At 70.0% G+C, this 24,511-nt stretch carries 20 protein-coding genes and 1 pseudogene; 9 read left to right on the plus strand and 12 right to left on the minus strand.

Translation table 11 applies throughout. From position 1 onward, the window contains the following. Positions 1-44: 44 nt before the first annotated feature. Complete coding sequence (locus M3Q35_RS25560) at positions 45-845, plus strand: MerR family transcriptional regulator (protein WP_273935047.1); 801 nt, start codon at positions 45-47, stop codon at positions 843-845. 102 nt (positions 846-947) lie between these two features. Next, the gene (locus M3Q35_RS25565; RefSeq protein ID WP_273935048.1) at positions 948-4,283 is read left to right on the plus strand and encodes a wHTH domain-containing protein; all 3,336 of its coding nucleotides are present in this window, start codon (positions 948-950) and stop codon (positions 4,281-4,283) included. A gap of 3 nt (positions 4,284-4,286) precedes the next feature. On the opposite strand, the pseudogene M3Q35_RS25570 reads toward M3Q35_RS25565, so the two are convergent. Further along, positions 4,287-6,718, minus strand: a pseudogene (locus M3Q35_RS25570) (FtsK/SpoIIIE family DNA translocase). Between the two features lie 73 nt (positions 6,719-6,791). Here M3Q35_RS25570 and M3Q35_RS25575 point away from each other — a divergent pair. Continuing rightward, positions 6,792-7,772 (plus strand): EamA family transporter, encoded by a 981-nt coding sequence (locus M3Q35_RS25575; RefSeq protein ID WP_273935049.1) that lies wholly within the window; start codon positions 6,792-6,794, stop codon positions 7,770-7,772. Here M3Q35_RS25575 and M3Q35_RS25580 read toward each other — a convergent pair. From M3Q35_RS25580 to thyX, 4 genes are read right to left on the minus strand one after another with little or no spacing between them, the layout of a single operon-like run. Next, positions 7,759-9,456 (minus strand): ribonuclease J, encoded by a 1,698-nt coding sequence (locus M3Q35_RS25580; RefSeq protein ID WP_273935050.1) that lies wholly within the window; start codon positions 9,454-9,456, stop codon positions 7,759-7,761. The two genes, M3Q35_RS25575 and M3Q35_RS25580, sit on opposite strands and share 14 nt — an antisense overlap. Next, a complete protein-coding gene (gene dapA, locus M3Q35_RS25585; RefSeq protein ID WP_273935051.1) occupies positions 9,453-10,367 on the minus strand; it encodes a 4-hydroxy-tetrahydrodipicolinate synthase in 915 nt (304 codons plus the stop codon). Before dapA ends, M3Q35_RS25580 begins: the two co-directional genes overlap by 4 nt. Before the next feature lie 44 nt (positions 10,368-10,411). Then, entirely contained in the window at positions 10,412-11,038 is a 627-nt protein-coding gene (locus M3Q35_RS25590; protein ID WP_273935052.1) for a TIGR03085 family metal-binding protein, read from the minus strand. Between the two features lie 3 nt (positions 11,039-11,041). Further along, on the minus strand, positions 11,042-11,794 hold the full coding sequence (gene thyX, locus M3Q35_RS25595; protein WP_273935053.1) for an FAD-dependent thymidylate synthase: 753 nt from the start codon (positions 11,792-11,794) through the stop codon (positions 11,042-11,044). A gap of 148 nt (positions 11,795-11,942) precedes the next feature. Between thyX and M3Q35_RS25600 the strand changes: the two genes are divergently transcribed. Together M3Q35_RS25600 and M3Q35_RS25605 are read left to right on the plus strand one after the other, a co-directional pair. Beyond that, positions 11,943-12,530, plus strand: a complete 588-nt coding sequence (locus tag M3Q35_RS25600) for a toxin-antitoxin system HicB family antitoxin (RefSeq protein ID WP_273935054.1) — start codon at positions 11,943-11,945, stop codon at positions 12,528-12,530. 22 nt (positions 12,531-12,552) lie between these two features. After that, entirely contained in the window at positions 12,553-13,455 is a 903-nt protein-coding gene (locus M3Q35_RS25605) for a DUF4097 family beta strand repeat-containing protein (protein ID WP_273935055.1), read from the plus strand. Between the two features lie 110 nt (positions 13,456-13,565). On the opposite strand, the gene M3Q35_RS25610 is transcribed toward M3Q35_RS25605, so the two are convergent. Together M3Q35_RS25610 and M3Q35_RS25615 are read right to left on the minus strand one after the other, a co-directional pair. Continuing rightward, positions 13,566-13,970 (minus strand): hypothetical protein, encoded by a 405-nt coding sequence (locus M3Q35_RS25610; protein ID WP_273935056.1) that lies wholly within the window; start codon positions 13,968-13,970, stop codon positions 13,566-13,568. An 86-nt stretch (positions 13,971-14,056) separates the two neighbouring features. Next, complete coding sequence (locus tag M3Q35_RS25615) at positions 14,057-15,265, minus strand: winged helix-turn-helix domain-containing protein (protein ID WP_273944462.1); 1,209 nt, start codon at positions 15,263-15,265, stop codon at positions 14,057-14,059. A 296-nt stretch (positions 15,266-15,561) separates the two neighbouring features. On the opposite strand from M3Q35_RS25615, the gene M3Q35_RS25620 reads away from it, so the two are divergent. The 3 genes from M3Q35_RS25620 to M3Q35_RS25630 all read left to right on the plus strand — a co-directional run bounded on the left by M3Q35_RS25620 (position 15,562) and on the right by M3Q35_RS25630 (position 18,453). Continuing rightward, complete coding sequence (locus tag M3Q35_RS25620; RefSeq protein WP_273935057.1) at positions 15,562-16,116, plus strand: GNAT family N-acetyltransferase; 555 nt, start codon at positions 15,562-15,564, stop codon at positions 16,114-16,116. Between the two features lie 75 nt (positions 16,117-16,191). Continuing rightward, positions 16,192-17,820 (plus strand): transglycosylase domain-containing protein, encoded by a 1,629-nt coding sequence (locus M3Q35_RS25625; protein ID WP_273935058.1) that lies wholly within the window; start codon positions 16,192-16,194, stop codon positions 17,818-17,820. Between the two features lie 114 nt (positions 17,821-17,934). Then, a complete protein-coding gene (locus M3Q35_RS25630) occupies positions 17,935-18,453 on the plus strand; it encodes a hypothetical protein (RefSeq protein ID WP_337960471.1) in 519 nt (172 codons plus the stop codon). Here M3Q35_RS25630 and M3Q35_RS25635 read toward each other — a convergent pair. After that, positions 18,395-19,549 (minus strand): ROK family transcriptional regulator, encoded by a 1,155-nt coding sequence (locus M3Q35_RS25635; protein ID WP_273935059.1) that lies wholly within the window; start codon positions 19,547-19,549, stop codon positions 18,395-18,397. The two genes, M3Q35_RS25630 and M3Q35_RS25635, sit on opposite strands and share 59 nt — an antisense overlap. Before the next feature lie 115 nt (positions 19,550-19,664). Here M3Q35_RS25635 and M3Q35_RS25640 point away from each other — a divergent pair, with 115 nt between their 5' ends. Continuing rightward, positions 19,665-21,032 carry a glycoside hydrolase family 27 protein gene (locus M3Q35_RS25640; protein WP_273935060.1) on the plus strand — a complete coding sequence of 456 codons (1,368 nt, stop codon included), beginning with the start codon at positions 19,665-19,667 and terminating at the stop codon, positions 21,030-21,032. Positions 21,033-21,122: 90 nt separating this feature from the next. On the opposite strand, the gene M3Q35_RS25645 is transcribed toward M3Q35_RS25640, so the two are convergent. The 4 genes from M3Q35_RS25645 to M3Q35_RS25660 are packed head-to-tail and all read right to left on the minus strand — an operon-like array spanning position 21,123 to position 24,487. Beyond that, on the minus strand, positions 21,123-22,049 hold the full coding sequence (locus M3Q35_RS25645) for an SAM-dependent methyltransferase (protein ID WP_337960472.1): 927 nt from the start codon (positions 22,047-22,049) through the stop codon (positions 21,123-21,125). Next, positions 21,982-22,419 carry a tetratricopeptide repeat protein gene (locus M3Q35_RS25650; protein ID WP_273935062.1) on the minus strand — a complete coding sequence of 146 codons (438 nt, stop codon included), beginning with the start codon at positions 22,417-22,419 and terminating at the stop codon, positions 21,982-21,984. Before M3Q35_RS25650 ends, M3Q35_RS25645 begins: the two co-directional genes overlap by 68 nt. Further along, positions 22,416-23,183, minus strand: coding sequence for a 4-hydroxy-tetrahydrodipicolinate reductase (gene dapB / locus M3Q35_RS25655; protein WP_273935063.1), 768 nt, complete (start codon positions 23,181-23,183; stop codon positions 22,416-22,418). The genes M3Q35_RS25650 and dapB overlap by 4 nt, the downstream gene beginning before the upstream one ends. Continuing rightward, positions 23,180-24,487 carry a M16 family metallopeptidase gene (locus tag M3Q35_RS25660; protein ID WP_273944465.1) on the minus strand — a complete coding sequence of 436 codons (1,308 nt, stop codon included), beginning with the start codon at positions 24,485-24,487 and terminating at the stop codon, positions 23,180-23,182. The genes dapB and M3Q35_RS25660 overlap by 4 nt, the downstream gene beginning before the upstream one ends. Positions 24,488-24,511: the final 24 nt, after the last annotated feature.

Here is a 24,511-nt window from a genome sequence, read left to right on the forward strand (position 1 = left end):
GAAGAGTATTGACTGGCCCGGTCGTCACGGGCGAGGATCTTGGGGTGTCCGTCGAGGAGCTCGCTGCCGAGGTCGGCCTGCCGACCAGCACGATCCGCATGTACCAGACCAAGGGTCTGCTGCATGCCCCTCGCCGCGTCGGTCGCACCGCTCGTTACGACGTGACTCACGTGCAGCGACTCCGCCTCGTCCAGCGGCTCCAGGACCGGGGCTTCTCACTGCCCGCCATCGGCCAGCTCATCGAGGCCCGCGACCGCGGCGAGTCCGTGGCCGACGTGCTCGGCCTCGCGCCGGACGGTCCCGAGGACTGGATCCCCATCGGCATCAACGAGATCCGGGCCCTCGTCTCCGTCCGTGAGCTCAGGCCGTCCTTGCTCCGCAAGGCCACCCAGCTCGGTCTCGTCAAGTGGCGCCATGGTCGCCCGTACACCCGCCGTTGGGCCCTCGACTCCGGCGCCCGCCTCTGCCAGCTCACCATCGGGCCCCAGGAAGTCCTCTCCCAGTACTCCCGGCTCCGCGAGTCCACCGACCGCGTCGCCGCCGACTTCGTCGACGTCTTCGAGCGCCACCTGTGGCCCGCCATCGCGTCCACCAGCGGTCAGGCCGACCAGCTCGACAAGGTCCGGTCACTGCTCATCGAGCTCACCAGCACCGCCGAGTCCGTCGTCGTCGGCGCCCTCCGTGAGTCCATCCGCGACGCCACCGAGCAGTTCGCGTCCAAGTACGGCCTGCTCGAGGACGACCCCGCCTGGTTGCAGCAGCCCGTGCCCACCCTCGCCGAGCGCCTCACCGAGCCCGGCGGCGAGGAGCCCGACATCGAAGGATTCCTCGCGGGGGAGGAATAACCGGCTGGGTGCGCCGTGACCAGGGGGCCTGGCGCACCCAGCCGCATCACCCGGTCCGGCGACCCGCTCTCGACCGCCGGCCGGCGCCGCTAGTCTGCTCAGATGGCCAGCGACGGCACGGAAAACACGGTCTCCGGCAACGTGCCCAACTCGCTGATCATCCAGGCGCACACCATCAACGGCGGCGTGCACCTGTCCGTGCCGGCTGTCGACCAGCCGGTGGAGCCATGGGCCCGGCTGGTCGACGATTCCAAGGTGTGGCCGGCCGGCCATGACCGGGCCGATGCCCTTGCCGTGGCCACGCATGTGGCCTCGTTGAACCAGGATCTGCCCGACGACCCGTGGCTCGACCGCGGCCTGCCCGAGCGTTTCAGCAAACGGGTGAGCTGGCTCGCCCGCAAGCTCGACGTCTCGTTCGGCGGGGCCGAGGCCACCCTGCTCGCCCTGATTCCGTTGCTGCATCAAGTGTTGTGGACCCGCGCCGCCGCTTCGCGCCTGGACGGTCCGCCTTCGTCGTTCTACCGGGACCACAGCCGCCTGGCCGGCCGGATGGAGGGGCACGACGAGGTCCGCTGGTGGCTGTTCCACCGTTGGCTGTGGCTTCAGGCCGAGGTCCTCAAGCCCGAGTCCATCGCTGACCTGCTGGGTGATGCGCCGCCCGTGCTCACCCCCGACCGCGTCAGCGGCTTGTTGCAGAGCCTCCGCATCGAGCCCAACGTCTTGTGCGGCAGGCAGCGCCTGATCGAGATGCGCCCCCAGGAGACCCTCTTCGGCGGCACCGCCGACGAGGAGCACGTCCGCACTCCCCTACTCGGTTTGCTGCTCGCCGTCGCCTATGCCATGTCCATCGACACCACCGGTTTGTCCGACATCATCGTCTGGCACACCCCCGTCGATTTCTCCCGCCTCCACGAGACCATCGCCACCGCCAGCTGGATTCCCCGCGCCGACTGCCCCGTGCTTTCCGCCGTGTGCCACCACGCTTCCGTCGTCGAGGCCCTCCGCGAGCACACCGTCCGCCTGGACGCTCTTCTGCACGCCGTCCGCCAGGCCGCCGACGAGCACCAGGTCCTCGCTCCCCTGCGTTCGTTGCCGGAACGCGCCTCTTCCGACGAGGTCCGCCCCGCCCTCGGCCCCGACCGCCGGCCTGTCTTCTCCGGTTGGTCCCGTTTTCGTATGGACGAGCAGCGGGTTCAGGAGCTCCTCATGGGCGAGCAGCTCTACCGCGACCGTTCGTTGGCCATCCGCGAGCTCTACCAGAACGCCCTCGACGCCTGCCGCTACCGCCGCGCCCGCGAGGAGTACCTCCGCCGCACCACCGACCGTTCTTCCCCATGGTCCGGCCGCATCGCTTTCACCCAGGGCATCGACCCTTCCGGCCGCCCTTACCTCGATTGCACCGACAACGGCGTCGGCATGGGCCTCTCCGAACTCACCGGCGTCTTCGCCCGCGCCGGCGCCCGCTTCGCCGACCTGGCCGAGTTCCGCGACGAGCAGGTCGACTGGTCCCGCCTGGATCCCCCCATCGAACTCCACCCCAACAGCCGCTTCGGCATCGGCGTCCTGAGCTACTTCATGCTGGCCGACGAACTCACCATCACGACTTGCCGCATGTCCAGGTACACCGGCCACCCCGGCCCCACCTACGAGGTCACCATCACCGGCCCCGGCCATTTGTTCGAGATCAGGGAACTGCCGGTCAACGGCACCCCCGGCACCACCGTCAGGCTGCACCTTCGTGTCGGCGTCAAGGAATCCTGTGTCGAGACCCTGATCCGGCTGTTGGCCATCGCCGAATTCGACACGACCGCCCGCTACTTCGACACGCGTTGCCGTTGGAAGGCCGGGGTTTTCACCCCGCGCGACGGCTTGCAAACCTGGGTCACCGACACGACCGGCCAAGTCGTGTGGTGCGAGTCCAGCGGCGGGCTACTGGTCGACGGCCTGCATACGGAAGTGCGCAACGACACCGTTCTCGGCGCCTTCGTGAATCTCACCGGGCACAGCGCGCCTCGACTGTCCGTCGACCGAACCACGATTCTCGGCGAGGTCGGCCCTGTCGTGCACGAAATGCAACGGGCGGCCATTCCGGACCTGATCAGGGCCGGCACCTTGCTGACCGAGGAATGGCTGAGCGGCTTGGGTTTCGACAACCCGGCGCTGGCCGACATGATCGCCGAGAGGTCGAGACAGCCGGTTTTCCCGGCCGACAGGACAGTGACCGGCAGCGGTCCGACACTGTCCTTTCCCCGGCAGAAACAAATCGGGGGCCATCCCCTGAACCATATCTTCCTGTGGCGCCTGCTGGCCCGGGGCGATGCCGCCGAACTGAGGGAACTCGTCCCCGAACTTGCCGGCGCGGGTCCGCTGCTCGCCGCAACGCCCTCAGACGTGCATCTGCTGTGCACCGGCCGGACGTTCTCGATGGCCTGGGGCTCGGTCGACGAGCTGGCCGCGCCGGGACACATCTTCGCCATCGCGTCCAGGGTGCATCTTTCCCCTCGTTCGGCCGCGCGCCGACTGTCCACGCTCGGCATCAACGGCATAGCGCCGGAACGGTTCCCGGCCGAACGCTGGCAGTCCTACACCACGGAACTGGCGCTGCTGAGCCTGCACCACAGCCGCTCCGAGCCGTGGCGCATGATCCGGGAGACCGTGTGGCAGGGCGAAGTCCGAACGATCGCGGACCAGGAGCAGATCTCCATCGCCGAAGCCACGAAAATTCTGTCCTCCTACGGGTTCACGGTGGCTTCGGGCGGAAAGGCCACCAAGAAGAGCTACGCGTCGCTGGCCGAGCTGGTGCGGACGGCGACCGAACTGCAGATCAGGCCGCAGACACTCACCGACGACGCAGTGCCGGAGTGGCTGCCCGAAGTCTGGGAGAGTCTGTGCGCCGACAGGGAGACGCCGCAAGAACCACTCCCGCTCGGTGCCCTGCTCCAGATAGCCGACCGCCTCGACACGCCGCTCACAATGGCGATGAACCACTGCCGAGCCATGGGCCTGACTCCACCCGATCCGCCGGCGAAGGCGTCGCCGGAGGACATCCAACTGCTGAGTGTGCGACTCGACGGTTCCGCGCCGTGGCTGGACGTGCGGCGGCCGGTGCGGCTGCACCACCTGATCAAGGCGCATGCCGTGCTGAACATGTCGCCGTTCTGGGCGGCCGATCGGCTGGGCGAGCTGGGGTTCACGGTGCCGTCGGAGAATCTGCCGTACTACCCGGAGTTCCGTGACCTGACCCTGCTGCGCAGCGTGCAAGGCGGCTTCCTTGATCCGGCGAAGCCGGTGCCGTTGGCGCATCTGGTGGGCGTGAGCCGGCAGCTGGGGCAGCATCTCACGCAGGTCGTGGATCGGCTGCGGGAGCTGGGGATGATCGTGCCGGATCTGGGCATGACCATCCGGGAAGCCCTCGCCAAGGTGCCCTTGCAGCGCTGAGGGTTACTCCTCGTCGTCGTCCTCTTCGGGCTCGCCGCCACCGCCGCCGCGGATGGTGTAGAGGACGCCGTCGAGTTCGTCGGGCTTGATGAGGACCTCACGGGCCTTGGAGCCCTCGGAAGGGCCGACGACGCCGCGGGTCTCGAGGAGGTCCATGAGGCGGCCGGCCTTGGCGAAGCCGACGCGGAGTTTGCGCTGGAGCATGGACGTGGAGCCGAACTGGCTGGTGACGATCAACTCCGTGGCCTGCAACAGGAGATCGAGGTCCTCGCCGATGTCGGCGTCGATCTCCTTCTTCTCGCCGGCCTTGGCCGCCGTCACGCCGTCGGTGTAGTCGGGCTGGGCCTGGTCGCGGGTGAAGGAGACGATGGTGTTGATCTCGTCGTCGCCGACGTACGCCCCTTGGATGCGGACGGGCTTCGCCGCACCCATGGGGAGGTAGAGACCGTCGCCCATGCCGATGAGCTTCTCGGCCCCGGGCTGGTCGAGGATGACGCGGGAGTCGGTGAGGGACGAGGTGGCGAAGGCCAAGCGGGAAGGGACGTTGGTCTTGATGAGGCCGGTGACCACGTCGACGGAAGGGCGCTGGGTGGCCAACACCAGGTGGATGCCGGCGGCGCGGGCCTTCTGGGTGATGCGGACGATGGCGTCCTCGACGTCACGGGGAGCGGTCATCATGAGGTCGGCGAGCTCGTCGACGATCGCCAGGATGTAAGGCCTTGGGCGGTATTCACGCTCGGAGCCGGGAGGCGCGGTGATCTCGCCGGACCGCACCTTGCGGTTGAAGTCGTCGATGTGGCGGACCTTGTTGACCTGCATGTCCTGATACCGCTGCTCCATCTCCTCGACCAGCCAAGCCAGGGCCGCGGCGGCCTTCTTGGGCTGGGTGATGATGGGCGTGATCAGGTGCGGAATGCCCTCGTACGGCGTGAGCTCGACCATCTTGGGATCGATGAGAATCATCCGGCACTCGTCGGGAGTGGCCCGGGCCAACAGCGACACCAGCATGGAGTTGACGAAGCTGGACTTGCCGGAGCCGGTGGAGCCGGCGACCAGCAGGTGGGGCATCTTGGCCAGGTTGGCGGTGACCATATGGCCTTCGATGTCCTTGCCCAGACCGACAACGAGCGGGTGCTGGTCGGCAACCGTCGACGGGGCACGGAGAACGTCGCCGAGCCGCACCATTTCCCGGTCGCTGTTGGGCACCTCGATACCAACGGCGGACTTGCCGGGGATGGGCGCCAGCAGGCGAACGTTGTCGGTGGCGACGGCGTAGGCGATGTTCTTCGTGAGAGCCGTGATCTTCTCGACCTTCACACCAGGGCCGAGCTCGACCTCGTACCGGGTGACGGTCGGCCCTCGGGTAAAGCCGGTGACCTGGGCGTCGATGGAGAACTGCTCCAACACCCCGCTGATGGCCTCGATCATGGTGTCGTTGGCCCGGCTCCGCGACTTCGGCGGATCGCCGTCCTGGAGAATGTCCAACGACGGCAAGGTGTAGTCGCCGTCGACGGCCCGTGGCGCGGCGGGCTTGTCCGAAGCGGCAGGAGCCTTGCGCGCCTTGGGCGCGGGGCGAGGGCGGGCTCCGGCTCGGGCTCCTCGGTGGGCAGCTCCAGCTGCCGCGGCGCCTCCTCGGCGCTGTCGGCGGCCTGCCGCCGCCGCGACGGCCGGCGCAACCGCACGGCGGAGCTGTCCTTCTCGGTGACGTCCTCGGTCGGCGTGGCTTCCGACGCCGAAGGGACAACGGCCGTAGCGGACTGGTCGATCAAAGCCCGAAGCCGGTTCGGCACCTCACGCACTGGAGTTCCGGTCAACAACAGCACGCCGTACACGGCGACGAGCCCGAGCAGCGGCACGGCGACCCACCCGGTGAGCCCCTGGGCCAGGAAGTGCCCGGCCAGCCAGCCGATCGTGCCGCCGGCGTGGCCGCTCTCGGAGGCGAGTTCGGGCGCGCCGAAGAACAGGTGCAGCAGCCCCAACACGGACACGCCGAGCAGGATCATGCCGAACACGATGCGCGGCCGGGCCTCGGGCAGCGGGTCGGAGCGCATCAGCACGATGCCGATGAACAGCAGCACCAGCGGCAGCACGTAGGCGGCGCTGCCGATCACGCTGCGCACGGCCAGGTCGAGCCAGCCGCCGACCGGCCCGCCGGCCTGCCACCACACACCGGCGGCGAAGATCACGCCGAGGCCGATCATCACCAGCGCGAGGCCGTCACGGCGGTGCGCGGGGTCGAGCTCCTTGGTCCGGCCGACGGCCCGGGCCAGGCCGCCGATGCCCTTGGAGAAGAAGCCCCAGCCGGCCTTCACCGGCGCGGGAGTGCTCTTGCGGGCCGCCTGCGCCTTGCCACGGGGCTTGGTCGCGGGGCGGGGCTTGGACGTGCTTCTACCACGCGTGGGGGTTCGCTTCGAAGTCGTCGTCCGCCCGGCCATGCCCCCTACGGTAGCCCTTTCACTTCCGTCACATACGTCACGCCGGGGCAAGTCGCTGATCAACACTGGTCCGGTGACCACCGCCCGCCTCCGCGCCACCGTCGCCAGCCTGCTCTCGGCCGTCGCCTTCGGCTTCTCCGGCCTGCCGGCCAAGGTCGCCTACGACGCCGGTTTCACGCCGTTGCAGGTCACCGCGGTGCGCATCCTGCTGACCGCTGTCGTGCTGCTGGCGTTCGCAGCGCCGTTCACCGGCCTGCCGAAACTGTCGGACTGGCGGCTGGTCCTGGGCTACGCCCTGCTCGGCGTGATCGCCAGCCCGCTGCTGTACTTCGTGGCGGTGGCCCGGATCCCGGTCGGCGTGGCGATGGTGCTGGAGTTCCTCGCGCCGGTGCTGGTGGCGCTGTGGATCCGCTTCGTACGCCGGACCAAGCTGCCGGCCAGCATGTGGTGGGGCACCGTGCTGGCCCTGATCGGCCTGGCCATGATCGCCCAGCTGTTCGACGGCGTCAGCTTCGACCTGGTCGGCACGCTGGCCGGCCTCGGCGCGGCCGTCGGCACGGCGGCGTACTACCTGCTCGGCGAGCGCGCTGCCCGCGACGGCGACCCGATGGCCCTGACCACCGGCGGCATGGTCGTCGGCGCGGTGCTGATCAGCCTGGTCAGCCCGCCGTGGACGCTGCCGTGGCCCGCGATGACGGTGGAGACCGTGCTCGGCCCGGTGTGGCTGGCCTTGGTGCTACTCGCCGTGGTCAGCACGGCTTTCGCCTACGTCGCCGGCATCCTCGCGCTGAAGCACCTGCCCTCGGCCGCGGCCTCGGTGCTGGGTCTGGTCGAGCCCCTGGTCGCCACGCTGGCGGCGTGGCTGATCCTCGGCCAGGTGCTCAACTTGGTGCAGATCGTGGGCGCGGTCGTGCTGCTGGCCGGCGCCGCGGTGGTCCAGGTCGCTTCCGGCCGCCGCATCGAACCGGACACTCCCCGACGTCGTGAACGGACCATTCCAAAACTCCGAGTAGAGGAATGGTCCGTTCCGAACCTGAAAGTCAGACCGGGATGACGGTGGGGATGATCATGGGGCGGCGGCGGTAGGTCTCGGCGACCCAGCGGCCGACTACGCGGCGTACGGACTGGGCGATGCGGTGGGTGTCGGTGATGCCCTCGGACTCGGTCCGGGACAGCTCCATCTCCACCAGCGGCACGACCTGGTCGAGCGCCTTGGGGTCGTCGGAGAAGCCACGGCCGGAGATGGTCGGCGGCGCGACCGCCCGCCCGGTGGCGGTCTCCACGGCGACGGTGATGCTGATGAACCCGCCCTCGCCCAGGATGAGCCGGTCGGACAGGGTGGACTCGCCGACGTCGCCGACGGACAGGCCGTCCACGTAGACGTGGCCGACCTCGACCCGGCCGGAGATGGCGGCCTTGCCGTCAACCAGGTCGACGACCACGCCGTCCTCGGCGATGACGACCTGCTCGGCGGCCACGCCGGTGCGGATGGCCAGCTCGGCGTTGGCCCGCAGGTGCTTCCACTCGCCGTGCACCGGCATGACGTTGCTGGGCCGCACCGCGTTGTACAGGAACAGCAGCTCACCGGCGGCGGCGTGGCCGGACACGTGCACCTTGGCGTTGCCCTGGTGCACGACGTGCGCGCCCAGCCGGACCAGGCCGTTGACCACGCCGAACACGGCGGTCTCGTTGCCGGGGATCATGGAGCTGGCCAGCACGACGGTGTCACCGGAGCGGATGGAGATCTGCCGGTGCTCGCCGCGGGCCATCCGGGACAGCGCCGACAGCGGCTCGCCCTGCGACCCGGTCGAGACGAACAGCACCTCGCCCTCGGGCATCAGCATGGCCGCGTCGAGGTCGACGAACAGCCCGTCCGGCACGTGCAGCAGCCCCAGCTCGGCGGCGATGCCCATGTTGCGGACCATGGACCGGCCGACCAGCGCCACCTTGCGGCCGTGCTTCACGGCGACGTCGAGGATCTGCTGCACCCGGTGCACGTGGCTGGCGAAGCAGGCCACGATCACCCGCTGGGTGGCCCGGCGGATCACCTGGTCCAGCACCGGCCCGATCTCGCGCTCGGGCGTGACGAAGCCGGGCACCTCGGCGTTGGTCGAGTCGACCAGGAACAGGTCGACGCCCTCGTCGCCGAGCCGGTGGAAGCCGGCCAGGTCGGTCAGCCGGTTGTCCAGCGGCAACTGGTCCAGCTTGATGTCGCCGGTGTGCAGGACCAGGCCGGCCGAGGTGCGGATGGCGATGGCCAGCGCGTCCGGGATGGAGTGGTTGACGGCGAAGTACTCCAGCTCGAACGGCCCGTGCTGGGTGCGCTCGCCCTCGACCACCTCGACCAGCACCGGCGAGAGCCGGTGCTCCTTGCACTTGGCGGCCAGCAGCGCCAGCGTGAACTTGGAGCCGATGACCGGCACGTCGGGCCGGTTGCGCAGCAGGAACGGCGCGGCGCCGATGTGGTCCTCGTGGCCGTGCGTGAGCACGATGGCCTCGATGTCGTCGAGGCGGTCCTCGATGGCCCGGAAGTCGGGCAGGATCAGGTCGACGCCGGGCTGCATGTCCTCGGGGAACAGCACGCCGCAGTCCACGATGAGCAGCCGGCCGGCGTGCTCGAACACGGTCATGTTCCGGCCGACCTCGCCGATGCCGCCGAGGGCGACGATGCGCAGGCCGCCGTCGGCCAGCGGGGGCGGGTTGTTGTGCGGACGAGCAGGGATGATCACGTCGGTCATGCGGCGGCCTCCAGGCCGGCAGTGCGCAGCACGTCGGCCAGCGCGGCGGTCTGTTCCGGGGTCGCGGCCGGCAGCGGCAGGCGCGGGTCGCCCACCTCGATGCCGGTCAGCCGGAGAGCGGTCTTGGCGAAGATCACACCGCCGCCGATGGCCGACATGGCCCGGTGCAGCGGCAGCAGTTCGTTGTGCACGGTGCGAGCGGCGGCCAGGTCGCCGGCGTCGACCGCGTCGACCATGGCCCGCAGCCGGTCCCCGACCACGTGCCCGATCACGCTGACCATGCCGGCCGCGCCCAGCGCGAGCCACGGCAGGTTGAGCGGGTCGTCGCCCGAGTAGTAGGCCAGGCCGGTGCTGGCCAGCACCTCGCTGCCGGCGAGCAGATCTCCCTTGGCGTCCTTCACAGCCACGATCCTGGGGTGCTCGGCCAGCCGGCGCAGCGTGTCGACCTCGATCGGGACGATCGTGCGCGGCGGGATGTCATAAAGCATCACCGGCAGGCCGGTGGCGTCGGCCACGGCCCGGAAGTGCGCGTAGATACCGGCCTGCGGCGGCCGCGAGTAGTACGGCGTGACGGTCAGCACGCCCTGCGCGCCGGCCTTCTCGATCAGCTGCACCTGGCGCACCGAGTGCGCGGTGTCGTAGCTGCCGGCGCCGGAGATGACCATGGCCCGGCTACCGACGGCGTCCACCACCGCGCGGACCAGCTCGGCCTTCTCGCTCTCGGTGGTGGTCGGCGACTCGCCGGTGGTGCCGTTCACCACGAGGCCGTCATGCCCGCGGTCGACCAGCCGGTTGGCCAGCTCCTGGGCTTTGTCCAGGTCGAGCCCGCCGTCCCGGTCGAACGGGGTGATCATGGCGGTGAGCACCCGGCCGAAGGGCCGTCCTGGTGCTGTGGTGGAACTCCCGGTCATGGCCAAGACGCTACCCGGTCCGTGCCTTGACCAAGACCAGGAGGTCAGACGCCTCGGTTCAAACCCTGGACGCGCGCGATGGCCGACTGGTCGCCCTCGAAGTCCAGGCGGACCTGGTCGCGGCCGGACAGGAACAGCACCAGCTCACCGGGCTCGCCGGTGATCGTCACGGTGTTCGGGCCGCGCTTGGCCACGACCTCGCTGCCGTTGCCGCGGCGCAGCACCACGCCGACCGGGCTGTTGCGGAAGGTGAGCTTGCTGGTCCGGGACAGCTGCCGCCACAGGGCGTCGTCCCGCACCGGCTCCGGCGCCCGCGGCTCCCAGTCGGGCTGGGCCCGGCGCAGGTCCTCGAGGTGCACGAAGTACTCGACGGTGTTGGCCAGCTCGTCAACGCCGGGAATGCCGAACGGCGACAGCGCCGGCGGCCCGCTGCGCACCAGATCGACCAGCTGCGGCCACGGCTTGGCCGCGTAGGAGTCCTGCACCCGCTGGGTGTGCGGGGCGAACGCCTTGATCATGATGCCCGGGGAGGCGTCGAGCCGGCGCTCCCGCACGGCCAGGTGGGCCGCCAGGTCGCGGGCGTTCCAGCCCTCGCACAGGGTCGGCGCGTCCGGACCCAGGTCCTCGAACGCCTCGCAGATCAGCCGGCGCTCCTCGCTCGCGACGCCCATCGCTCAGCCCTCGGTCACGAACGGGCTGGACGCCACCTCGGTGCCGTCGGGCAGGGTCGAGATGGTGAAGTCGTCGAACACGCTGCCGGCGGCCTTCTGCAGCTGGCGCAGGCACTCGATGGCCAGCGCGCGGATCTCGACGTCGGCCGCCTCGCTGGCCCGCATGGCGACGAAGTGCCGCCAGGCCCGGTAGTTGCCGGTGACGACGATGCGGGTCTCGGTGGCGTTGGGCAGCACCGCGCGGGCGGCCTGGCGGGCCTGCTTGCGGCGCAGCGTGCCGCTGGGCACGTCGGCGAACTTCTTCTCGAGGCCCTCGAGCAGCTCGGCGTAGGCCTTGACGCTGGCCTCGGCGGCGGCGACGAACTTGGCGTGCAGCTCGGGGTCGTTGGCGATGACCTCGGGCTCGACCATGGCCGCGTCGCGCTCGGGCACGTAGCGCTGGGACAGCTGCGAGTACGAGAAGTGCCGGTGCCGGATCAGCTCGTGGGTCAGCGACCGGGACAGGCCGCTCAGGTAGAAGCTGACCGAGCCGTGCTCGAGCACGGACAGGTGGCCGATCTCGATGATGTGCCGGATGTAGCCGGCGTTGGTCGCGGTCGCCGGGTTCGGCTTGGACCAGGACTGGTAGCACGCGCGGCCGGCGAACTCGGCCAGCGCCTGGCCGCCGTCCTCGTCGGTCGTCCACGGCACGTCCGCCGGCGGGAAGAACTCTGTCTTGGCGATGAGCTGCACCTTCAGCGGCACCGTCTCGGTCACGAGCCTTGTCTCCTACTCCCCGGTGGCGGTTCACCCGAGCCTAGACGACGAGTTCGGCCACGATCGGCGACACCCGTGACATCATGGCGGTGTCACCGATGACGTCATGACGCTTGACTGACGTCACGAGTGGTGTCACAGTGACGTCATGGATCTCACGCCGTACATCGCAACGTTGCGCGAGGACCTCACGACCGCCGCCGCAGCCGGGGACGACAACACCCGACGCACCGCAGCCGTGCTGTCCGCCGCGCTGGAGCCGGCCGCTCGGCTGGCCATCATGACCGCGCTGTCCGACCTCGCCGCCGAGGTCACCGCGTCGCTCGAGGACCACGTCGTCAGCCTGCGGCTGGACGGCCGGGACGTGCAGGTCGTGGTCACCACGACGACCGCGCCGTCCGACGAGCCGCCGGCCGAGGAGGCCGAGCCGATCGCCGCCTTCGACCCGAACGGCGACATCAGCCGCATCACGGTCCGGCTGATGGAGGAGCTCAAGGCCAAGGCCGAGCAGGCCGCGTCGGCGCAGGGGCAGTCGCTCAACTCGTTCGTGGCGCAGGCCGTGCAGGGGGCGCTGAACAACCAGCGCCGCGGCGGGCACGGTCGGGCCCGCAACCGCGGCGGGCAGTGGTGGGACGAGAGCTGGACCGGCCGTGGCGGCTGGGGCGGCTGGAAAGACCAGGGACCGGACCAGCGGCGTGGCGGCGGCTCGCGCGTCAGCGGCTGGGTCGAGGGCTGAGGGGACAACAGGGGTGGACACGATGACTGCCGAGAACGCGCCTGAGGACACGGGCTTCGTTCGCGAGGAAGAGTTCGAGGCGACCGGGCCGGTCGAGATCGACCTGGTCGTGGGGTCCGGCCGGATCGAGGTGAAGCTGTCGGAGCGGCCGGGCGTGCGGGTGTCCGTTCGGCATGACACCGACGGCGCCGACCAGTGGATTCCCGGCCTGTCCGGGCTGCTCAGCTGGGTCAGCGACCAGTTCGGCACGCCGTCGGAGGGCTCGCCCGACGACGCCGTGCGGGAAACCCGCATCGACCTGACCGCCAGTCGGCTGGTCGTGCGCACGCCCAAGCCGCTGCCGATGCGCGGCGTGCCGCTGGCCGTCGTGGTCGAGGCGCCCAACGGCTCGCACCTGGAGTCCAAGAGCGGCTCCGCGACGCTGGCCGTCACCGGCTCGGCCGGGCGGCTCAACGTCATCAGCGGCACCGGTGACGTCAGCGTCGACCGGGCCGACGGCGTCGCCAGCGTCAAGGGCGGCTCCGCCGCCGTGCGGCTGGGCCCGATGATGGGCGGCGTCCAGGTGAAGTCCGGCTCCGGCGACATCGAGGTGTCGTCCGTCGGCGGGCCCAGCGCCCTGTTCACCGGCTCCGGCGACGTGTGGCTCGGCGCCGTGCAGTCCGACGTCATGGTGCGTACCGGCACCGGTGACGTCACCGTGGCCGACGCCGCCTGCGGCGCCATCGAGCTCGTCACCGGCAGCGGGGAGCTGCGCGTCGCCGTACGTGCCGGCACCGCCGCCATGGTCGACCTCATCTCGCACGCCGGGCAGGCCCGCAGCGAGCTGGACGTGTCCGCCACGCCGCCGGCCGGCAAGGAGCCGAAGCTGAAGGTCCGCGGCCGCACCGGTTCCGGCAACGCCGTCATCACCACTGCCGTCGGCTGAGGCCGACGGGCGATCCGGTGCCGGTGCCGCTCGTGGGGGGCGGTGCCGGCACCACCGGCCACGGGGCCGCCCACGGAGGGGATGGGCGGGCCCGTGGCCGTCGCTCGTGGCTAGTCGGCGCCGTCGCCGCCGGGGTCGATGAAGGAGCCGCCGCCGTGGTTCGGGTTCGGGTCGTACTCGTCGGCGAACGGCCCCGGCGGGTCACCCTCGCGACCGGCGAGGTCCTTGGTCGGCGGGCCGCCCTCAAACGGCAGGACGTGCTTGTCCGGCGGATCGCTGGCCAACGAACCGGCGGGGAACGGCTGGGGGTTCCCCAGCAGCGCCGGCACGGGCACCGGCTGGTCAGCCAGCGCCGGAAGCGGCTGCGGAGTGTCGGCCAAGGCGGGCGAAGCCGGGATCGGCTGTGGTGTGTTGGCCGGGACCGGCTGCGGTGTCGCCGACGCGGGGCCGGCAACCAAGATCCCCACCGCCGCGGCCCCGGCGACCGCGAACAGCAGCTTGTGCGTGAAGGTCATACGCCGATGCTGCGGGCCGACCCTTCCCGGCGGCATGGGACAGATCCCCGGCGCGACCGGGAAATTCGCCCGATTCAGTTGGGACGTCAGACCAGGGCCCCGAGACGCGAGGCCAGATCACCCCGCTTCCCGACGACGACCCCGTCCAACCCCAACCACTCCGCCATCAGCCGCAGTTCCTCGGCCAGCTCGTGCGCCACCTCGGCGTGGTCCACCCCGAGTTCGGCGAACGCCCCGGGCACGCGGAGCACCCCGGCCGCACGGTCGGCCTTGATGTCCACGCGGGCCACGAGGTCCTCGCCCAGCAGGAACGGGAACACGTAGTAGCCGTGCACCCGCTTCGGCTCCGGCACGTAGATCTCGATGCGGTAGAAGAAGTCGAACAGCCGCTCGGTGCGGTCCCGCTCCCAGATCAGCGGGTCGAACGGGCACAGCAGGGCCCGGGCCTGCACGCGGCGCGGCGTGCGGGCGGCGACGTGCCGATAGGCCTGGTGCCGCCAGCCGTCGACCGCGACCGGCTCCAGCACGCCCTCCTCGACCAGCTCGGCGACCGCCTGCCGCGACCACTCCGGCTTCAGCCGGTAGTAATCACGCAGGTCAGGCTCGGTGGCGACCCCCAGCGCCACCGCGGCCTTGGCGGTCAGCTGCCGCGACGCGTCCGCCCGCGACACCTCCGGCACGGCCAGCACCTCGGGCGGCAGGACCCGCTCGGCGATGTCGTAATAGCGCTCGAAGCCCCGCCGCGTGCCGGTGGTCAGCTCCCCCGTCGCGAACAGGTACTCGCAGGCCCGCTTCACGTCGGAGCGATGCCACCAGCCACCCGGCGTCTTCTCCCGCGCGACCTTCAGGCCCATCTGCTCCTCGAGCGCGCCGGCGGTGATCGGGCCGAGCTCCTTCACCGCCGTCACCACCTCGTCGGACAGGTGATGGCCGCCGGAGCTCTGCCAGTACTTGCTCGGGTGCTCCTTGTGCTGACGCATCCGCCAGCGCAGCAGCGGCCAGTCCGCCACCGGCACCAGCGACGCCTCATGGGCCCAGTACTCGACCAGCAGCCGCGGCTTGCGGTCGCTGTGCGACCACGCCGCCTCCTGCAGCAGCTCCATCGGGTAGTTGCCCAGCCGGCTGAACAGCGGGGCATAGTGCGCGCGGACCGCGACGTTCACCGAGTCGAGCTGGAGCAGCTGGGTCCGGGCCAGCACCCCTTGCAGGTGTCGCCTGGTCACCGGCCCGGTGGGCCGGGGCTGGGCAAACCCCTGCGCGGCCAGCGCCGTCCGACGAGCGGCCAGTGGAGACATCTTGAGCACGGGATTGATGCTGCCACGCACCCCTGACAGTTCTGGATCGCGCCGCCTCCGGCGTCGCGGCTCGGCCCTGTGTTGAATGGCCCTGCCTCCGGCAGGGCGGCTCGGCCCCTCGTGACCCCTGCCTCGCCCTTGCTGGATTTTTCGAGGCCCGCGTCGGCTCGGTGGGTGGTCGCGCTAGGTGGCGGACCTCGAAAAATCCAGCAACCGGGCGAAGCAGGGGCGGGGCCGAGCGATCTGGGGGTGGCGGTATTCGCGGGCACCGATCCACAACCCGCTAGGTTCTCCCCGTGGCTGAAGCGTCTGTACGTCTAGCGATCCCCTCTGACGCGGCGGAGATCGCCCGCATCCAGCGCGACACGTGGCGATCGGCGTACGCGGACCTGCTGCCGGCGGAGGTGCTGGCCGGCCTGGACAACACGGACGCCATGCGTGAGCTGGTCGAGCAAGGCACGGCGACCGTGCACGTGGCGATCGAGGGCGACTGGACGGTCGGCTTCTGCGTGGTCGGCCCGGCCCCGGACAGCGAGGTGGCGGAGGCCGACGGCAGCCTGCCCGAGGACGCGGCCAACACGGGCCTGGTGGCGACGCTGCTGGTGGAACCCCGCTGGGGCCGGCGCGGCCATGGCGGACGGCTGCTCGCGGCGGCGGCGGAGACGTTGCGAAAGCTCGGGGCGACGCGCGGCGTGAGCTGGGTGCCCGAGGCGGACCGCGCGTCCCTGGGCTTCTACCACTCGGCCGGCTGGGAGACCGACGGTGTGGTGCGCACGCTGGACGCCGGCGGAAAACCTTTGCGTGAAGCCAGAGTGACGGGTCCGGTGGACCTGAAACTGATCAGTTCCTGAACCGGGAACAACCCTCTCGGCGTCTTCGGAGTCGTACCCCCCGACACGGATCGGGTTTTGGGGAAGGACAACCGAGTGCGCCTCATCGACTACCCGCGGCGGGCCAAGCGGGGCGTGCGCCGTTGGCTGCCATCGTGGAAGCTGGTCCTGGGCACCTCGGCGACGCTGGTCGCGGGCATGGTGGCCGGTTTCTTCGTGGCGGTGGCCACGGTGCAGATCCCCAAGCCCAACGAGGACGCCGTGCAGCAGGCGACGATCTTCACCTACGCCGACGGGTCCACCCAGATCAGCCACGTCGGCACCAACCGCCGCCCGGTCACGTTCGAGCAGATTCCCCTGGTGGTGCGCCAGGCCGTGCTGGCGGCCGAGGACCGCACGTTCTACAGCGACCCGGGCGTGTCCCCGATGGGCCTGCTGCGCGCGCTGAAGAACGACCTGTCCAGCAGCGGCGGCAACCTGCAGGGCGGCTCGACGATCACCCAGCAGTTCGTCAAGAACTACTACCTGACCCAGCAGCAGACGATGGCCCGCAAGATCAACGAGATCCTGGTCGCGGTCAAGCTGGACCAGGTGGAGTCCAAGGACCAGATCCTCACCGACTACCTCAACACCATCTTCTTCGCCCGCGGCGCCTACGGCATCCAGTCGGCCTCGCTGGCCTACTTCGGCGTGGACATCGGCCAGCTGACCGACCCGGCCAAGGCGGCCTACATCGCCGCGGTGATCCAGTCGCCGTACTACTACGCCACCGCCGACAAGGACCCGAAGGCGCTCAAGGCGTTGCAGGACCGCTGGAAGTACGTGCTGGACGGCATGGTCGCCGAGCACGAGATCTCGGCCCAGCAGCGGGCCACCATGCAGTTCCCGACGCCGGTCAAGTACGAGCCGGACGACATGGGCGGCATGAACGGCTACCTGGTCGACGCGGCCATGCAGAACCTGGACCGGATGCACGAGAAGGACCCGTCGGTGCCGGACTCCAACACGGTGGCCCGCGGCGGCTTCACCGTGGTGACCACGTTCCGCCAGGACTACATGCAGGCGGCCAAGAAGTCGGTCGACGACCGTATGTCCACATTGGACCCGAATCGGCCGCAGGACCAGAACGTGCACATCGGTATGGCCTCGGTCGACGACAAAACGGGAGCTGTGCTCGGTTTCTACGGCGGGCCGGACTACCTCAAGCAGGGCTTCAACGACGCCTTCTCGGCCGCCGGCCCGGTCGGCGACGACATCCAGCAGGTGCTGGGCAACGTGGTGCCCGCCGGCCACTACCAGGACGCCGGCTTCGACTTCATCCCCGGAACCAAGGCGCTGGCCACCACCCCGCTGCGGGCCGCGGCGGCGATGAGCTCGATGAGCAACGGCTACCAGTACAACCAGCCCTACGAGGTCTCCGAGATCCGGCAGAACGGCGAGGTCATCTGGAAGGCCCAGCCGCAGCCCCAGGACTTCTGGGGCGACGACGGCAAGATCGTGCCGGTCCGCCAGTACACCCCGTTCAAGCAGCAGCTCAAGGGGGCCGACATCCCCAAGTGGTGGGCCTGGTCGATGTTCGACTACGACGGCGTGACGACCGCGGCCAACATGTTCGCCGTGCCGCCGGACGGCAAGGGCAACAAGGCGCTGCTGGGCATGACCGGTGGCTACGAGTCGAACCTGGACAACGTGCTCTTCCGCTACATCGGCGCCATCCGGAAGTAGTCCCAGGGGTGGACAAAAGCCCACCGGGAATGGGTCTCCAGCACGACTCACACGCCGGTGCCGCTCCGGTAGCCTCGGTCGGGGAAGATCACGCGACCGGGAGAGGGAAACGCCGTGCTGCTGTGGTTGGCGCTGTCCCTCGGCGTCGCGGTCGGCTCGGCGCTGTGCCCGCTGATCAGCGTGGAGCTGTTCCTGATCGGCATGATCGCCGACGGGCACCATCCGCCGATCGCCTGCTGGATTCTGGGCGGCGTGGTCGCGGTCGGCCAGGTGGTGGGCAAGCTGCTGTACTTCTTCGCCGCGCGTGGCCACATCACGCTGCCGAAGTGGTTGCAGCCCAAGGACAAGCCGCGCCGGGTGACCTGGCTGACGATGGCCTGGGCCAAGGTCACCGTGTGGTTCAACGCCTTGCGCCGGCGCTGCGAGCGGCATCCCAAGCTGATGATCGCCACCACCGGGGTCAGCTCGGTGGTCGGCATGCCGCCGTTCATGGCCACCACCGTGCTGGCCGGGGTGGCCCGGATGTCGGTGGTGGCCTTCGTGGTGACCACGCTGGCCGGCCGGTTCGTCCGGTTCACCGCGCTGGCAGCGTCACCGCACCTGTTGAGCCACGTGCTGCCCCACTTCGCGTGATCAGGTCCTGGATGCCGACGACCGCGGCGCCACGGGCCCACTCGTCGAACGGCAGCGGTCGCACCACCAGCTCGCACGTGGCCGCCGCACCGAAGGCCTGCGCGGCCAGCGCCTGCCGGATCTGCTCGGCGTAGAGGTCGTAGCCGCCGACGGCCTCGCCGGTGAGCACGATGCGCTCCGGCCCGACCAGATTGGCCACGGCCGCCAGCGCCAGCCCGAGGGCCCGGCCAGCCCGCTCGAACACGGCGTGCACGGCCGCGTCGCCGCCCCGACCCAGCTCGATCGCCTCCGGCATGGTCAGCGGCCGGCCGACCACGGCCGAGCAGCCGGCCAGCACGACGCGGTCGGCGGCCAGCGCCTCCACGCAGCCGCGGCCGCCGCAGTAGCACTCGGGGCCGTCGACATCGATGGCCACGTGGCCGAGTTCGCCGGCCGGCAGCAGCACATCGTTGACCACCAGCCCGCAGCCGATGCCGGTACCGGCCGTGACCAGGGCGAACGATGACACACCGACACCCGCACCGAACCAGTGCTCGGCCACGGTCAGCGCCCGGACGTCGTTCTCGATCAGCGTCGGCAGGCCGGTGGCCGCCGAGACCAGGTCGGCCAGCGGCACGTTGCGCCAGTTCAGGAAGGGCGAGAAGCGGACCATCCCGGTGTCGCGCAGCACGTCGCCGGCCAAGGACACCCCGAGGCACGCCACTTCGTGATCGGCGGCGAGGCCACGCACCACCTCGGCCACGATCTCGACGACGTCGCCCACCGCGGTCGAGGCCAGCGGGCGGTGCACCACGTCGCGGGTGACGCCGCAGAGGTCGGTACGCACCGCGATCACCTCGTCGGCGGTCAGCTTGACCCCGATGAAGAACGCCCGATCGGCGACCACCTGAACGGGCATCGCCGGCCGCCCCAGTCGGGACGGCGTGCGTTCGTCGGGACGCTCCGTGAGGTAGCCGGCGTCGACCAGCGGGCGGACCGCCTTGGTCACCGCGGCCGGCGACAGGCCGGTCCGGGCAGTGACCTCGACGCGCGAGATGGGGCCGTGCCTCAGCACCACGGCGAACACCTGCACCGCGGCGGACACGACGTTGACCATAGCAAACATTATTTCCCTCAGAAATTAACGTCCTTGACACCCGAACGGACGCGGAGTTTCATGCCAGCAACCCGTCGCCGCCATGAGTGCCCCTTTCCGACAGGAGTGCGCCGCCATGCGTCGTTCCCGCATGATCGTCCTGCTTGCCGCGCTGTGCACGGTGCTCGCCGGACTCACACCCGCACAAGCTGCGAGAACACCGAGCAAACCCACGGCGAACACACCGTACCTGGGGTGGAGCAGCTGGAGCCTCCAGTCGACCAAGTACCCCGGAGTGAACACGCAGGGTGACTACAGCTGGCTGACCGAGCAGCACGTGCTGGAGCAGGCCCAGGTCATGTCGAGCAAGCTGCGCTCGCACGGCTACCAGTACGTCAACATCGACGCCGGCTGGTGGCGCAAGTGGGACTGGACGCCCGAGTACGACCAGAACGCCCGGCCGCTGACCGACGCCGCGCGCTTCCCCAGCGGCATGGCCGACACCGTGCGCAAGATCCACAACATGGGGCTGAAGGTCGGCACCTACATGCCCGTCGGCATGGAGAAGGAGGCCTACAACGGCGGCAACTCGCCGATCGCCGGCGCGCCCGGCTGCTTCACCCGTGACGTCGTCTATCCCGACCTGCGCACCACCAACGGCTGGGACAGCTCGTACAAGCTGAACTTCGACAACCCCTGCGCCGGCAAGTGGATCGACTCCATCGCGCAGATGTTCGCCAAGTGGGGCATCGACTTCCTCAAGCTGGACGGCGTCGGCCCCGGTTCCGACAAGACCGGCCCCAACTACGACAACACCGCCGACGTCGCGGCGTGGTCCAAGTCCTTGGTCCGCACCGGCCGCAACATCCAGTTCCTGGTGTCGTGGTCCCTGAACCACGACAACATCGACACCTGGCAGCGCTACACCAACGGCTGGCGCATCGACACCGACGTCGAGTGCTACTGCGACACCCTCGTCACGTGGCAGAACTCCCTGGTCCGCCGCTTCGACGACGTCGTCCAGTGGATCCCCGACGCCGGCCGCGGCGGGTGGAACAACCTCGACTCGCTCGACGTCGGCAGCGGTCAGATGGACGGCCTCAGCAACGATGAGCGCCAGCTCTACATGACCTTGTGGGCCATCGAGGCCGCGCCGCTCTACACCGGTGACGACCTCACCAAGCTCGACTCGTACGGCCTGTCCCTGCTCACCAACGACGAGGTCATCGCCATCGACCAGGCCGGCCGCCCGGCCAAGCCCGTCGTCGCCCACACCCCGCAGCAGACCTGGTGGGTCCGCAACGCCGACGGCTCCTACACCGTCGCGTTGTTCAACCTGGACACCAAGGCCGCCACCGTCACCGCCAACTGGTCCGACTTCGGCTTCCACGGCAAGGCGTCCGTGCGTGATGTGTGGTCGCACCAGCAGATCGGTCGGTACACCAACTCGTTCAGCGCCGACCTGGCCCCGCACTCGGCCAAGCTGCTGAAGGTCTGGCGCTAGCCAAACCCCCGCGAGTCCCGCCCACAGTCACACCGAAATGCTGAATCGGATTCAGCATTTCGGTGTGACGCTAAGCGGGACTCACGGGGGTCAGGGTTTGACGGCTACGCCGCCGAAGAACAGGAAGCGCTCGGGGTGGTCCTCGGCCTCGCCCTCGTCGGGACGCCACTCCGGCACGTAGACGGCGCCGGGCTCGATCAGCTCGTAGTCGCCGAACAGCGCGGTGATCTGGGCGCGGGAGCGGTTGAAGGCGGTGTTGGTGCTCTTCGAGTAGAGGTTCACCAAGCCCTCCTCCTGCTCCTTGGGGCGGTGATCGCCGGTGGCATGGGTGATCGCCAGCATGGAGCCGGGGGACAGCTTGGCGCGGTAGCGGTCGATGAGGGGTGTCAGGTCCGCCGGCTCGGGGACGAAGTGGAGGACGGCCAGCATGAGGAGCAGGACGGGCTGGTCGAAGTCGATCATCTCGCGGACGACGGGGTGGCTGAGGACCTCGCCGGGCGAGCGGAGGTCGGCGTCGATGACCCGGGCCTGGGGCACGTCGGACAGCATGAGCTCGCTGTGCGCGACGGCGACGGCCTCGTTGTCCACATAGACGGTCCGGCTCTCGGGACTGATCTGCAACGCGATCTCGTGCACGTTGCCCGCGGTCGGAATGCCGGAGCCGATGTCGAGGAACTGGCGAATGCCCTGCTGGGCGGCGTAGGTCACGACGCGGCGGAGGAACTTGCGGTTGGCCCGGCTGGACACCGTCACACCGGGCAGGACCTCCTCGGCCCGCCGCGCGAACTCGCGGTCGGCGGCGAAGTTGTGGCCGCCGCCCAAAAACGCGTCGTACACCCGTGCGGCACTCGGCTTGGTGACGTCAACCTCGGCCGGTACCCAACTCCGTAATCCCACAGTGGCCCCACGACTCTCTGCCCCCGCGTAGACCTTACCGGAGAAACCGCGCTCAGCCACCGAGCTCGACGGCCTTGCGCATGGCCTCCCGCGCCCGCCCCCGGTCCCCGGCCACGTCATAGGCGTGGGCCAGCCGGAACCAGGCGCGCCAGTCCTCGGGCGACTCCTCGACTTCGACCTTGCGTTGCGCGAACCACTCGTCGGCGGCTGCCCGATCGACCCGACCGGACGGCCGGCGCGGCAGCCCGGAGACGTCGGGCAGCCCGCCCTCGGCCTCCAGCCGGCGAGCCAACGCGTTGATCTTGATGCCGTTGCGCCACTGCACGACGACGAACCACACGCCGATCAGCGGCAGCACGAGGACGGCGACCCCGAGCCCGACACCGACCACGCCGCCGGCCTGGATCAGCAGGACGGCGCGGTCGGCCAGCAGGACCAGGTAGACGACCAGGGCGGCCGTCAACAGAATCGCGGTCCACAGCGCTTTCATAGCCCGAGCAAAGAATCCAGGCCGACGGTCAGACCGGGCAGCGACGGCACGTTGCGCACGGCCAGCAGCACACCCGGCATGAACGACTTGCGGTCCATGGAGTCGTGCCGAATGGTCAGCGTCTCGCCGTCGGCGCCGAACAGGACCTCCTCGTGCGCGATCAGGCCGGACAGCCGGATCGCGTGCACGCGGACGTCGTCGACCAGAGCGCCGCGCGCGCCGTCGACCTCCTGGCTGGTGGCGTCGGGACTGGCCGGCAGGCCGGCCTCGGCCCGCGCGGCGGCGATGACCTGCGCGGTGCGCATGGCCGTGCCGGACGGGGCGTCGGCCTTGCGCGGGTGGTGCAGCTCGATGATCTCGACCGACTCGTAGTACTTGGCCGCGATGGCCGAGAACTTCATCGTCAGCACGGCGCCGATGGCGAAGTTCGGGGCGATCAGCACGCCGAGTCCGGGCGACACGTCCAGCTGGCTGCGCAGGGTGGCCAGCCGCTCGGCGGTGAAGCCGGTGGTGCCGACCACGGCGTGGATGCCGCAGTTGACCAGGAACTCCAGGTTGCCCATGACCACATCGGGGTGGGTGAAGTCGACGACGACCTCGGCCCCGGCGTCGGTCAGCGCCTCCAGCCTGTCGCCCTGGTCGATGCCGGCCACCAGGGACAGGTCATCGGCGCGAGAGACGGCGTTGCAGACCTCGGCGCCCATCTTTCCCTTGGCGCCCAACACACCTACGCGCAACGGATCGACGGCGTAGTCCCGACTCACTTGATCACCTCATGCACCTCGGAAGGCAGGTCGTCACGGTGATCGTAAGGTCCGACCACGGAGCCCGAGACGGGGCGGCGCAGCAGCTCCTTGGCCAGCACGGCGACCTCCTCCTCGGTGACGGAGTCGATCCGGGCCAGCGTCTGCTCCACGGTCAGGTGGTCGCCGTAGTTGAGCTCGCCCTTGCCGATACGGGACATCCGGGAGCTGGTGTCCTCAAGACCCAGCACCAGGCCGCCACGCAGCTGTCCCTTGCCGCGAGCCACCTCGGCGGCCGAGAGACCGTTGCGCGCCACGTCATCCAGCACCGAGCGGATCACGCCGGCGACCTCGCCCAGCTTGTCCGGGGTGCAGCCGGCGTACACGCACAGGTTGCCGGTGTCGGCGTACGCGGCCGTGGACGAATAGACCTGGTAGGCCAGGCCACGGCGCTCCCGGACCTCCTGGAACAGCCGCGAGCTCATGCCGCCGCCCAGCGCCGCGTTGAGCACGCCCAACACGAACCGGCGGTCGTCGTGCCGGTCAAGCGCACGCATACCCAGCATCAGGTGCGCCTGCTCGGTGTCGTCCGGGCACAGCACGAGTTCGCGCCGCACCGGGATACGAGCCCGACCGGACCGCGGCGCGGTCGGCTCGACCTCGCCCTTGAGCCGGTCGCCCAGCAGTTTGCGGGTCAGCCGAAGCACCTGCGCGTGCTCCACGTTGCCGGCGACGGCCAGCACCATGCGCGGCAGCGTGTAGCGCTTCTTGTAGAAGTTGAACAGCGCGTCCCGGCTCATCGCCCCGATGGACTGCTCGGTGCCCAGCACCGGCCGGCCCAGCGGGTGATCGCCCATCAGGGCCTCGCAGAACGCCTCGTGCAGCAGGTCCTCGGGATCGTCGTCCCGCATGGCGATCTCTTCAAGCACGACGCTGCGCTCGGTCTCCATGTCCTTCTCGGCGCAGACCGCGTGGAACACCACGTCGCTGACCAGGTCCAGCGCCAGCGGCAGGTCCTCGTCCAGCACATGGGCGTAGAAGCAGGTGTGCTCCTTGGAGGTGAACGCGTTCAGCTCGCCGCCGACCGCGTCGATCTCCTCGGAGATACCGGCCGACGTGCGGCGGTCGGTGCCCTTGAACAGCAGGTGCTCCAGGTAGTGCGCCGCGCCGGCGACCGGCGTCGGCTCGTCGCGGGAGCCCACGTTGACCCAGATGCCCACCGACGCCGACCGCACACCGGGGATCTGCTCGGTGACCACGCGCAGGCCACCCGGCAGCAGGCTGCGCCGGACCGCACCGCCGCCGGCGGTGCGCTCCAGGGTCAGCGTGCTGCCCGGACGTTGCCGATA

It is taken from the genome of Kutzneria chonburiensis (assembly GCF_028622115.1).
Taxonomy (GTDB): Bacteria; Actinomycetota; Actinomycetes; order Mycobacteriales; family Pseudonocardiaceae; genus Kutzneria; species Kutzneria chonburiensis.